The following is an 11,880-nucleotide window of genomic DNA, read 5'->3' on the forward strand; positions in this document are numbered from 1 at the left end:
CAACAACAAACTTAATTTAAAAGGAGTTCTACATGTTACGAAGAGATGTCCTTAAACTAGCGGCAATTGCTGCGCTTGCAACGACCTATGCTTCGGCTTATGACGAGAAATTGATTGTCAACAAAAAGAAGATGGAGATCAAAGATCCTGCGAACATGACAGAACTTGAACTCAAACACTCTCCTGAGATTAAGGTAGGTGCAGCTGATGCACAAGGGTTTTCACTGGTTGAAGTCAACATCGGACAAAAAGGGGTCATTCACCCAAGTATCGATAACCACTGGATTTATGAGATCGAGCTTTTAGCCGATGGCAAAAAAGTGGCTGATGTTTCGCTTGAGCCAACAACGTCAAGAGGTTTCCTTGCAGCACGTATCAATACCAAAGATGTTAAAACACTCTCTGCCATAGCACGCTGTAATCTTCACGGCGAATACACCGCCTCAATAAATTTATAAAACGTGAGAGCCCTCAAAGGCTCTCTTCTTTTAGACTTTAAACTGCTTGAGTGTCTTTTCTAATTCATTCGCTCCATTGGAGAGAGAGATGGAAACTTCGCCTACTTCATGACTTAACTTTTTATTGAGCGATGTCCCTTTTACAACACTTGTCATCAAATCGACTAGATTTTTAGTACGTGTTGCAATATAGGTTGTTTTGTTGCGTACGTCCGTTGACTTGATGTACGTACTAGAAAGTTTCTCTTTCGTTCCTTCTACATGTAAAATAAGCTCTTTGGCTAATTTTGATGACTCAAGCATCTCTTCGGTTGTTTGTTTGGTATCTTCGGCGATATCATTGACACTTTGGGTAATGACATTGACATTGGCACTGATTTCTAAAAGGCTCTTTTGTGTTCTCTCCGCTAACTTGCGCACCTCATCGGCAACAACAGCAAAACCACGTCCATGCTCACCCGCACGTGCCGCTTCTATGGCAGCGTTTAAGGCAAGAAGATTGGTTTGGTCTGCAATATCACCAATAATGCTTAGGATTTCGCGAATACTGCGTGCCTGCTCGCTCAGTGTATGCACTTTTTGCGCTAAATCATTTTGGCGTTCCGAACCATTTTCGATACTTTGTACTGACTGATTAAGGCTTTGAATAAACTCATCCAAGGTATTTGCCGTAATGTGCAAATCATCAGTCGTGGCATTTGAGGCTTTTTCAATCCCATCCAACTCCATTCCAACATCTGAAACCAAAAGATTCATATCAACAATATTTTTTTCTTGATGTTCAATACTTTCGCCTAAAGAGACAATGACGTGGTCAAGCTTTTGACTTTGGGCATTGGTCACATCTAATGTTTGAAGTGTATGATTTAATGTTGTGGCAAAAGAGGTCACCATGTTATTAATATCATCCGAAATTTGCGCCAACTCATCCGTCGTATTTTTAAGCGTGATGCGTTTTGTTAAGTCTTTCTCTTTTGCCATGGCGCTTATTTGATCATGGCTACTGTGTACGCTATCGATAATCCCTTTTTGGGTTAAGAAAAGAACGACAAGCAGAACAATTCCAAAAACGCCGCTAATAAAAATTGACACCATCATCTCTTTCGTGGCATTATGGTCAAGTTTTTGGATCAATTCACTACTGCTTTTAGAAATACCATCATCGATTGTTTTAAGGATTTCTATTTTCTGTGTTATGGTATTAAACCACACCTGCGCATCAACACCAAAATTGCCCTCATTCACTTTAGCCAACGCAATCGAACGAAATTTTTCAACCTCTTTAACCGAGTTATCGTTCATTTTTTGAGTAAAAAGTTGTTTAACATCATCTGTGGCAAACGCTAAAAAAGCTTCTGTATAGGCTAGTTGTGAAGACATAAGACCATTCCACTTCGCAAAGATACCTGGAGCAAAAGCGTTACTTGCAAAAGTACCACTCATCACCGCGCGCTCAATTCCTACAAGCTCTTTGAGTTTTAAAAAATGGGAATACGATGAAAGCACTTTGGCAAGGTCGGCGATTTCAGAAACTTTGGCGACACTGTCGGTTACATGTAAAATTTTTGTATTCATGTCGGTGTAAAAAGCCACACTCTCTTTTACGCTGATTTTGAGGCTATCTACTTGCGCTCGTATGGAAGGAATTTTACTGGCATCTTCTTGAAGGCTGACGAGCTCATTTTGTAGCTCCTCTGGAAACTTTGAAAGATCTATTTGCACCACATATTCTTTAAGTTTTGCCAGACTCTCATCCGTTAAATTTCGTTGCTTTGGTAAAACATCACCAAATTTCTTCCCCTCAGAACCTAGAAAACCTGCGCTCATACCTCTTTCTTTTTGTGTCTCATGAATAAAAAGACTTAGTTTGGTTGAAAGCGTATTGAGCGTTGCCGCCTCAGACAATTTCTTTTTTTGGTTGAATGATTCATTCATAACTTGAAAAATATTCAAAAAAAGATATGCCAACACAATGACCAAAACAAAAAGAAGTTTTCTCTTAATACTCATACGCTTTTTCCTCGCTTTAAGAATGTTAAATAATCGAATCGTGCATCTATATTTTTTTATTAATAGCCCATTAATGACTTATACGGTATTATATAAGAAGCTATAACGTTACACCTTGACCAAAGTCAAGATAAAAAGGTTACTTGATGATGAGCACTCCATATACTCTTCCAAAAGATTTTTGGAACACTTCCGAAATACTCATCGAACTTCTTTTAAAGTACAATCAAACACATAATATCACGGGCGCAAAAACCAAAGAAGCGGTAGTTAAAAATATTGAAGACAGTATCTATCCATTACAATTTTTACATGTAAACGAGATAAAAAGTGCTATTGATATTGGCACAGGGGCAGGATTTCCAGGATTATTTTTAGCACTTGCTCTGCCTCATGCGCATTTTACACTTTTTGAGCCTATCGCTAAAAAAAGTGCCTTTTTACACCTTGCAAAAACAACGCTAGATCTCAAAAATGTCGATATATCTACCAACAGAGTTGAGAAGGTCGTTCCTTTTAAAGTCGATCTCATCAGCTCTCGCGCTGTGACTAACACTAAAATGTTGATCAAGTTGTGTAAAAATTTTATTACTCCAGATACCACATTGCTTTTTTACAAAGGGGAATTGGTCGAAGAGGAGACGAGAGGGTTGCGAAATTGTCAGGTTCACCAACGTGATAAGCGCTACTATTTAGTTATGAAGGATGTTGATGTTGCTTAAAATTGCATTGTTTGCAGTTGTTGTTTTTTTAGTGTATATCTTTTTTTTCAAAAACAACCGCAAAGAAGAGATTCAAAAAAGTGCCTCTACAAAAGTATTAGAGGGGGAGACGATGGTCGAGTGCCAAGCGTGTTCAACCTTTATCAGCCATAATGAGGCCATTATCAAAGATGGTCATTTTTACTGCTCGAAAGAGTGTGCGAGGTTACCTTAATGTTACTTATCGGTCATTCATTAATCCCTAGTGAACCCTTTTATCGTGTTGTCTCTCTAGAAGAGATTGCTAAAACGCCTTCGCAAGCGATAGTCATGTTTGACTTTGAGCCTACGCTCGCTACCTATTGTGCCGCACAAAAAGTTCCTTTTGCCTTACATGTAAAACATATTAAAGAGCTTATTTTAGCCAATGCTCTGGGCGCTTCTTATTTTGTTGTGGACAAAGGATTGGCTCTGCATGCGCAGAAAATTGCCGATGACTATCTTTTTGATGGTAAAGTTTTACTCCTAAGCAGTGATGACAATGAGATCGAATTCGCAGCATCGCATTCGATTGATGGCATTCTTTTTGAAACAGGTATTCACTCTTTTTAGGTCGGTTCGATGCAAAAAAATCACTATTTTATCTTAGCCACGATTATTACCCTTCTTTACTGGGTTTTGGATGCGTACACCAATGTATCATTGTATGACTCTGCTTTTATGGATGAACTCCTTCTTAAAACACCGCATACACTTCCTTTTATAAAAGTTCTCACCGCTGGGCTTCTCTTTACACTCAGCCTTACACCTTTGGCGTTTAAACAACGAGTCCATAAACAAACAAAGGCCCCTTTAAATGAATTTGAAGAGCTTCAAAAAGTTGCCGATATTCTTTTTTCGTCTCTTTCAACAAAAATCAATGTAATCAAATCTCTAGAAATTCTTGAAGAAGCGTTACATCTTGAGTCAAGCCTTCTTTTCATTTATAACAAAGATTCACTGACACTTTACAATGAAAATGACTTTATCAAAGCGGCATTTCGCTCCAAAGAGATTTTACCTTTCCACACAAATGTCACTAGAAGCTCCGTTGAAGAGATAGCCGTTGCCTGCTTTATAGAAAAACGTGCCTTATCACAAGATAACATTAAAATGGAGAATAAACACTTCACGCTTTTTAGCTTTGCACTTCAAGAATCTCGCAGCGAAAAACCGCTGGGAAATTTAATGCTCGCAACTTCTCATCCACATTTTGTGGAGCAAAATAGTGCAATGATCCAAAAATTTAATCAAATGCTAACATTTGCACTCTCCGTAGCTGCAAAAAAAGAGCTCTTGCAAAACCTCCATGCTCAACATTCTAGCACTCCAACAAACCAACATTTTGATATTGTTCTCAATATCATGAATTATTTAAAACTTCAAGAGCATATTGAACATGAATTTAATCGACAAAAACGCTATCACACAGCATTAACGCTCGTACTTATTGATATTACGATGCTTAAAAATCTCACTAAAATTTTCCCCATAGAGGCTATCGTTACCTTTAAAAAAGACTTTATACAGTTGGTGAAGAAAAATACTCGTGAAGTCGATATTTTTGGTAAATGGACAAATGATCAATTTGCATTGCTTCTGCCTGATGTTGATTTTCGTGCAGGACAAAGAGTTGCACAAAAACTTCAAGCAATTTTAGAAGAGACAAAATTTGCGAGAGTAGGAAAAATCAGTTGTTGTTATGGCATCACCTCACTCTCACCTAAAGACACCGTTGGTAGTTTTAAAGCAAGAGCCGAGAATGCGCTTGTCGCAGCATCGGCAAAAGAAGGCAACGCCATTGAGATCAAACTTCAAACGACAGAGTTAAACCACAACGCGTTTTAATGCTGGATAGAGCTTGGTTATAATCTCATAACTAATCGTATGAAACTGTTGCGCTAAAGGATTGGCGTCATCAAACATGCAGACACTTTGAGCATCTCCACCTAGACAGAAACTATCCATGGACATCCGTCCTTTTGTAAAGCTACCATCTGCCATTACAACGGGATCAAAGCCATCAAAACGGAAAAAACCATCTCCATAGCCAATATCATAGGTTGAGATTAACTCATCCTCTTTTGCTTCATAAACACCGCCATAACCTACACGTTCACCTTTTTTAAGAATGCGAGTACTAAGTTTTTCTGCCCAAAGAGAGAGAACGGGTTTTAGATCAAATGTCGCGATTAAAGGATTGAGCGTTGTGTAGCCATACATCGAAATACCTGACCTCGCATAATCATCATCGCCTAAAGAATTTGTGCGAAGGAGCCCTGCTGAGTTGCAAGAATGAAATGAAATCTTAGGTAAGTTATAGTGCGTAGCCAATACTTTAATACGTTTTTTTGCACGCTCAAAATTAGCACGTTGCCAGAAAAATTCACTACTAAGCTCATCTGAACTTCTAAAATGGGTAAAAACACCTCTCAAACGTAGCTTTTTAGCATGAATCAATGCTAATGCCTCATCAATTTGCACTTCTTTTATGCCATTTCGGTGCATGCCTGTATCAAGGCTTAGATGAATAGAAGTCCCCTCAGGCAGCGCTTGAAGTGCTTCACACGAATGAGCAGCGAGTGAAATGGAAGGAGCAAGTATTTTTGAGGTAGGATGATCGACTAGAACCAAAACTTCTTCAAAAAGATCTGCAATAGACTCCGCTTCTTCAATGTTTTTAACAGCCGCTTTGCTCAAACCATACTCTGAAGCAAGAGAAGCCATAAGTCTTAGATCATGCCCGTAAGCATTGTCTTTCAAAACAGCCATGAGCTTTGTTTTGCCCCCAGCTTTAGCGCACAAAAGATCAAGATTGTGAAAAAAGTGCGCTTTGTTAATCGTAATAAATGCCATGATTCTACGCTTTATTGACCAAATTTCGAATTACAAAGCCTCGAACTTTTCGCGCTTGGTAATCAAGTTTATAAAAATGCTCGTAAACACTTTTTGCATCTAACATGGGATTTTCTGAAAAATCGAACGCAATCCCTTTACTATCTTTTGGAACAGTTGCATCAATGTAAGCCATAAATGCATCTCTTGCATCCAGAAGTTTTTCGAGTTCTTTTTCTATATCTATCTCATTTGGATTCATAGGTTATCCCTTATTTTTCAGCCAATATTTGCATCTTATCGCCAACCAATTCTAAATAAAGCTCTTTATCGCCTTTAGAGCTAAATGAAGGGCTTTTGTAAGTTTGAAGAAACGCCACTTTAAAGAGTTTGCGATCGTCAATGGTTGGGTAAGGCACAACACTCATATTTTCAAAGAGAATCATTTTGTTCTCTTTGCGTGAGAAAATCTGTTTTTTCATATTTGAAAATTGTAGTTTTCCCGATCCATCAGACTTTTTAAAATCATTCGAATAAAAATTCAAGTAAGCATTAATATCATTAACTTTCCAAGCACGTTGCCATTTATAAACTTCGCTTAAAATCATTGCAATCTGTTCACGTGTCATTTTAGGAACTTTTGACTCACCAATAATCACAACGGCACTTTGCGCATTAATTTCGGTATCAAGGGTTAAAATGGCACTGTTTTCCATAACCACACAACCCTTACTTAAATCATCCCTATCTTTACCGTCTATTGGCATACCGTGAATCCAAATGCCATCGCCACTTTTATTTCTCAAGACATCAAAAAGATTTGGATAAGAGAGCGAGAATGCAAGTGGTCCGTAAAATTGGTTGGTTGGCTTAAAGCGTTTAGTGATTTCATACACACCCACAGGCGTTTTAAGATCACCTCGTTTAACTTTATCACCATTTTTACCCATAATAACATCATCGTGTCCACGAACCAGTTTTAAGCCATCTTCTTCGATATGATAAACTTCACAATGTTTTTTCTCTTTTTCACAGACAATGAGCGACTCAACATCTTCATAATAGCCGTAACCAAGATCCATATTTTTAAGGTGTTTCAACCAAAAATCGCGAGATACCGCATCTTTTTCGCTTGGTGTTTTAGGTTTTACAAAAAGTCTTTGTCCCAATTTAACCGTAGGCTCTTTAATGACCTCTTTCTCTTTTTTAGCCTCTTTTACAGGTACTTCTTTAATCTCTTTAGACTCAAACTCTTTTTTAAGAAAATCCTCGACGGCGTTAATGCCTTTTGTTTTGTAAATTTTATAAATATCTTCAGCCGTTGCCGCATATAAGGCAAGAGCAAACAGAGATAAAAAGACAAGATAACGCATACATCCCCTCTTAAGTAGACTTCAACCACTCTATTGAGTCTTCAGTCTAATGCAATTTTTGGAGGCTATTTTATAAAAAAATCACTTAAGACCTCCTCTTTTTCTCAAACAAAAATTGATTTTCTTTTTTTACGTATCTTTTAAAATTCTTTGGCTATCATCAAGGTATTTAACTTCAACAAAAGATGCGCACATGTCCTTAGAACTCATTTTGGCTTCTTCTATCGTCGCTCTACTGGTCATCCTTCTACCCACACTTTTTTTACTCAGTAAAAAACTAGGACCTTCTAGTGTTGGGAATAAAGCAAAAAATAGCGTTTACGAAAGTGGTATTAGCTCTCCCATTGGAAGTAGCGAGAGTCGCTTTAGTGCTAAATTTTATCTGGTTGCTGTCTTATTTGTTCTCTTTGATGTCGAGATTGTTTTTATGTTTCCATGGGCAGTCAATGTACGAGAACTCAGTCTTTTGGGGCTATTTGAGATGTTTACATTTATTGGACTGCTTCTTTTTGGACTTATTTACATTTACCGTATCAAGGCACTCTCATGGCAGTAGGCGCAGAAGCAATTTTTGGCGAAAGCCTCATCACGACAACACTAGACAGTGCCATTTCGTGGGCAAGAGAGTCTTCCATGTGGCCTTACATCTTTGGAACAGCGTGTTGTGCGATAGAGTTTATGAGTGTCGCAAGTAGCAAATACGACATCTCTCGTTTTGGTGCTGAAGTCGTGCGTTTCTCTCCACGCCAAGCCGATCTTCTTATTATTGCAGGAACGATTAGCTACAAACAAGCACCGATTTTAAAAAAGATTTACGATCAGATGAATGAACCTAAATGGGTTATTAGTGCAGGAGCCTGTGCGTGCAGTGGCGGCTTTTATGACAACTACACCACGCTTCAAGGTGTTGATAGTATCATTCCTGTCGATGTCTATGTCGCAGGCTGTCCTCCTCGTCCCGAGGCTTTTTTAGATGCCCTTTTGGAGATTCAAAAAATTCAAGCAACACAGAGTCTTTTAGAAGACCGTGCGAAAAGAGTTTTCAAAGGAGTGTTGGATGCCTAAAGCATTTAAAAAACTTCTTGAAAAACACTACACGATAGACGCTTATGGTGCTTACATTCTCTCAAAAGAGCTTATTTTACAAGCGTTACAGATACTTCAAGAAGAAGACAATTATCCTTTTTTGGTCGACATAACCGCCATCGATTATTTACATGTAAAGAATCAGCCTGAGCGTTTTGCCATTGTTTATCTTCTGCGTGATGAGAATTTTAAGAACCTTATCACCCTTAAAACCTACATCGACAGTTCACTTGCAACTCAGAGCATCACGTCACTTTTTAAAAGTGCCAACTGGGCAGAGCGAGAAATTTGGGATCAGTATGGCATTCATTTTAAAAGCCACCCTAACCTCAAACGCATCCTTAACCACAAAGAGTTTAAGGGGCATCCATTGCGTAAAGATTATCCTATTACACAAGGTCAACTGTGTCATAAGAGCGATGATCTAATGGATGAAATGACACCTCGTCTTAAAACCAAAGGTTACACTTCACAAGAAGAGCTGATGTTTTTAAATTTAGGCCCTGCGCATCCCGCAAGCCATGGAACCATTCGCACCTTTGTAGCACTCGATGGTGAAAACATCACCTGTGCAGTAAGTGAGATCGGCTACTTGCATCGAGGCTTTGAGAAGTCATGCGAAAATCATACCTACAACCAAATTATTCCCTATACCGATAGGCTTAATTACTGCTCCGCGATTTTGAACAACATCGCTTATGCACACGCGGTTGAGGGTATTTTGGGCGTTGATTTGCCAGAGCGTGCCAAGTTTATTCGCGTTATCATTGGTGAGCTTTCACGCATCATCGACCATCTGGTCTGTTTGGCGGCTATTTTAGTCGATATGGGAGCGCTTACCAACTACTGGTATCTTTACAATCCCCGTGAAAAAGTGTACGACCTTCTCTCAAAACTGACAGGAGCGCGCCTTACCAACTCTTATATGCGCATTGGCGGTATGAGTCACGACTTGTACGATGGTTTTGAGCATGACTTAAATGCCTGCCTTAAAGAGATTGAACAAGGGGTGGGTGAAACACTTAAACTCATTGAACACAACCGTATTTTTCATGATCGCACTCAAAATGTAGGCATTATCACCAAAGAAGATGCGATCAATCGTGGTCTTACAGGTCCAAACCTTCGGGCGTGCGGTGTTCCTTACGACCTTCGCGTGAGTGCGCCTTATTATCACTATGAGACATTTGATTTTGACATTGCTTTAGGCAGTGTAGGAGATGTTTATGACCGAATGATGGTACGTTTTGAAGAGATCAAACAGAGTACTCGCATTATCCATCAAGCGATGCAAAGATTGCCAGAGGGTGCTATTTGCGTGCAAGATCATGCCATCTCTTTACCGCCTAAAAAAGAGGTTTACACCAACATTGAAGGGTTGATGAATCAATTTAAGCTCATTTATGAAGGCGTTAAAGTTCCACCAATGGAGTATTACCGAGCGATTGAAGGTGCTAATGGAGAGCTTGGCTTTTTCATCATCAGCGATGGCAGTGGAACACCTTATAAAGTCAAGGTCAGACCGCCATGTTTTTACGCGATGGCTGCGTATCCTCGCATCATTGAAGGGTCTATGATCGCAGATGCCGTTTTAACACTAGGAAGTCTTAATATCATCGCAGGAGAGTTGGATCGATGAGCACTTTTTCGTTCAATCACATCAATGAGGAAAAATTCACGGCTCTTTTAGAGCGTTATCCCGATAAAAGCTCATTAATGCTCCCCTCCTTATGGATGGTGCAGTATCAAGAGGGGTGGATAAGCTTAGATGCCATGCAATACCTTGCCAAAAAGTTGGAATGCTCCGCGATGGATGTTTATTCCGTTGCCTCTTTTTACACAATGTTTCTTCTCCAACCCATCGGAACGTACCATTTGCAACTGTGCAAAACCCTCTCATGTATGCTCGCGGGCTCTAAAACCATGCAAGAACATTTGCAAGAACGTCTTGGCATACGAGCAGGTGAAACGAGTAAAGATGGTAAATTTACCCTCTCTTTAGTCGAGTGTTTAGGCTCTTGCGGTACAAGTCCTTGTATGCGCCTTAATGATGACTACATCGAAAACTTGACAGTTGAAAAGCTCGATGCCCTTTTGGAGGAGCTTTCACATGATCGTTAAACTTGTCAGTAAAAATTTTGACATCCCCGAAGCCTACACACTTCCAATTGCTAGAGAACATGGCAGATACGCCTCTTTAGAGAAACTTTTTAAAATGAGCCCCGATGAAGTCACCACCGAAGTCGAAAAAAGCGGACTTCGTGGCAAAGGCGGAGGAGGTGCACATACGGGTGAGAAATGGCGACTGATCTCTCCCAAAAACACCAAACCCGTTTACTTGGTCATCAATGCCGATGAGGGTGAACCGGGAACGTTTAAAGACCGCCAGATTTTAGAGTTTGACCCACATCTTCTCATTGAGGGCATTATCTGCTCAAGTTACGCCATTGGCGCGCATCATGCATACATTTACATTCGTGGTGAGTACGTCTTTTGGATGAATCGTTTGCAAAATGCCATCGATGAAGCATACGCTGCTGGCATTTTGGGTGAGAGCATTCTAGGGCATAAGTATGCTTTACATGTAACGATTCACAAGGGGGCTGGTGCGTACATCTGTGGCGAGAAAACCGCTCTTTTAGAATCGCTAGAAGGCAAGCGCGGACATCCACGCCTTAAACCCAAAGGCAAAGAGCCTGAGTGGTTTTTTGGCAATCCAACGGTGGTGAACAATGTCGAAACCATCGCAAGTGTTCCCTACATCATCAACGAGGGCTATGGCGCGTACCAAATGTACGGCACGAAAGAATCCCCTGGCACGATGCTCTTTGGCATCAGCGGTCACGTAGAGCGTCCAGGTGTGTATGAACTCCCTTTTGGAACGTCCATGAAAGAGGTCATTTACGATCTGTGCGGTGGCATTAAAAATGGTAAAAAACTCAAAGCGGTCATCCCCGGTGGTTCATCGGTGCAAATCCTTCGAGCCGATGAGATCGAAGATATAACGCTTGATTACGAAAGCCTCAAAGCACATGGCTCATCCTTGGGAACAGGCGGCATGATCGTCATGGACGAAGATGTGAGCATCCCCGAAGTGATGAAAAGCCTCTTTGAGTTTTACCACCACGAATCCTGCGGGCAATGCACACCCTGTCGTGAAGGCACAGGCTGGGTCGATCGCATCTTAGCCAAAATCTTGGCAGGCAAAGGGACTAAAGAGGACTACCAAACCATCCTTGACGCATGTGATATGCTCAATGGTAAAACCATCTGCGTTTTTGCCCCCTCTGTTGCTTTTATAGCTCAGAGTTATTTGAAGAAATTTAAAGATGAGTTTGAAGTTCTCATTAAATAATTTTACATGTAAAGAATTTTGCA

The 11,880-nt window shown here is 40.1% G+C and carries 13 protein-coding genes and 1 pseudogene; 10 read left to right on the forward strand and 4 right to left on the reverse strand.

The genetic code is table 11. The annotated features are described in order from the left end of the window. Positions 1-32 precede the first annotated feature (32 nt). Entirely contained in the window at positions 33-458 is a 426-nt protein-coding gene (locus tag N0B29_RS02170) for a desulfoferrodoxin family protein (protein ID WP_263832058.1), read from the forward strand. 30 nt (positions 459-488) lie between these two features. On the opposite strand, the pseudogene N0B29_RS02175 reads toward N0B29_RS02170, so the two are convergent. Beyond that, positions 489-2,300 (reverse strand): annotated as a pseudogene (locus N0B29_RS02175) (methyl-accepting chemotaxis protein); the annotation flags it as partial. Positions 2,301-2,614: 314 nt separating this feature from the next. On the opposite strand from N0B29_RS02175, the gene rsmG reads away from it, so the two are divergent. Genes rsmG through N0B29_RS02195 form a run of 4 tightly spaced genes read left to right on the forward strand, consistent with a single transcriptional unit; the run spans position 2,615 to position 5,056 of the window. Then, positions 2,615-3,190 carry a 16S rRNA (guanine(527)-N(7))-methyltransferase RsmG gene (rsmG, locus tag N0B29_RS02180; protein WP_263832059.1) on the forward strand — a complete coding sequence of 192 codons (576 nt, stop codon included), beginning with the start codon at positions 2,615-2,617 and terminating at the stop codon, positions 3,188-3,190. Continuing rightward, positions 3,180-3,404, forward strand: coding sequence for a PP0621 family protein (locus N0B29_RS02185; RefSeq protein ID WP_263832060.1), 225 nt, complete (start codon positions 3,180-3,182; stop codon positions 3,402-3,404). The genes rsmG and N0B29_RS02185 overlap by 11 nt, the downstream gene beginning before the upstream one ends. After that, positions 3,404-3,781, forward strand: coding sequence for a hypothetical protein (locus tag N0B29_RS02190; RefSeq protein WP_263832061.1), 378 nt, complete (start codon positions 3,404-3,406; stop codon positions 3,779-3,781). The genes N0B29_RS02185 and N0B29_RS02190 overlap by 1 nt, the downstream gene beginning before the upstream one ends. A 9-nt stretch (positions 3,782-3,790) precedes the next feature. Then, a complete protein-coding gene (locus N0B29_RS02195) occupies positions 3,791-5,056 on the forward strand; it encodes a GGDEF domain-containing protein (RefSeq protein WP_263832062.1) in 1,266 nt (421 codons plus the stop codon). Here the strand turns inward: N0B29_RS02195 and N0B29_RS02200 are convergent. From N0B29_RS02200 to N0B29_RS02210, 3 genes are read right to left on the reverse strand one after another with little or no spacing between them, the layout of a single operon-like run. Beyond that, a complete protein-coding gene (locus N0B29_RS02200) occupies positions 5,036-6,064 on the reverse strand; it encodes an alanine racemase (protein ID WP_263832063.1) in 1,029 nt (342 codons plus the stop codon). The genes N0B29_RS02195 and N0B29_RS02200 overlap by 21 nt on opposite strands. A gap of 4 nt (positions 6,065-6,068) precedes the next feature. Continuing rightward, positions 6,069-6,305, reverse strand: a complete 237-nt coding sequence (locus tag N0B29_RS02205) for a hypothetical protein (RefSeq protein WP_263832064.1) — start codon at positions 6,303-6,305, stop codon at positions 6,069-6,071. Positions 6,306-6,315: 10 nt separating this feature from the next. Beyond that, entirely contained in the window at positions 6,316-7,416 is a 1,101-nt protein-coding gene (locus N0B29_RS02210) for a L,D-transpeptidase family protein (RefSeq protein WP_263832065.1), read from the reverse strand. Between the two features lie 193 nt (positions 7,417-7,609). Between N0B29_RS02210 and N0B29_RS02215 the strand changes: the two genes are divergently transcribed. The 5 genes from N0B29_RS02215 to nuoF are packed head-to-tail and all read left to right on the forward strand — an operon-like array spanning position 7,610 to position 11,857. Continuing rightward, positions 7,610-7,972 (forward strand): NADH-quinone oxidoreductase subunit A, encoded by a 363-nt coding sequence (locus N0B29_RS02215; RefSeq protein ID WP_263832066.1) that lies wholly within the window; start codon positions 7,610-7,612, stop codon positions 7,970-7,972. Continuing rightward, positions 7,963-8,481: an NADH-quinone oxidoreductase subunit B gene (locus N0B29_RS02220; RefSeq protein WP_263832067.1), complete on the forward strand. Its 519-nt coding sequence runs from the start codon at positions 7,963-7,965 to the stop codon at positions 8,479-8,481. Before N0B29_RS02215 ends, N0B29_RS02220 begins: the two co-directional genes overlap by 10 nt. Further along, entirely contained in the window at positions 8,474-10,141 is a 1,668-nt protein-coding gene (nuoD, locus tag N0B29_RS02225; RefSeq protein WP_438874154.1) for an NADH dehydrogenase (quinone) subunit D, read from the forward strand. The genes N0B29_RS02220 and nuoD overlap by 8 nt, the downstream gene beginning before the upstream one ends. Then, positions 10,138-10,623: an NADH-quinone oxidoreductase subunit NuoE family protein gene (locus tag N0B29_RS02230; RefSeq protein ID WP_263832068.1), complete on the forward strand. Its 486-nt coding sequence runs from the start codon at positions 10,138-10,140 to the stop codon at positions 10,621-10,623. The genes nuoD and N0B29_RS02230 overlap by 4 nt, the downstream gene beginning before the upstream one ends. Then, positions 10,613-11,857, forward strand: coding sequence for an NADH-quinone oxidoreductase subunit NuoF (nuoF, locus tag N0B29_RS02235; RefSeq protein ID WP_263832069.1), 1,245 nt, complete (start codon positions 10,613-10,615; stop codon positions 11,855-11,857). Before N0B29_RS02230 ends, nuoF begins: the two co-directional genes overlap by 11 nt. Positions 11,858-11,880 lie beyond the last annotated feature (23 nt).

Origin of the sequence: Sulfurospirillum oryzae, from assembly GCF_025770725.1 — a bacterium.
GTDB classification, from domain to species: Bacteria; Campylobacterota; Campylobacteria; order Campylobacterales; family Sulfurospirillaceae; genus Sulfurospirillum; species Sulfurospirillum oryzae.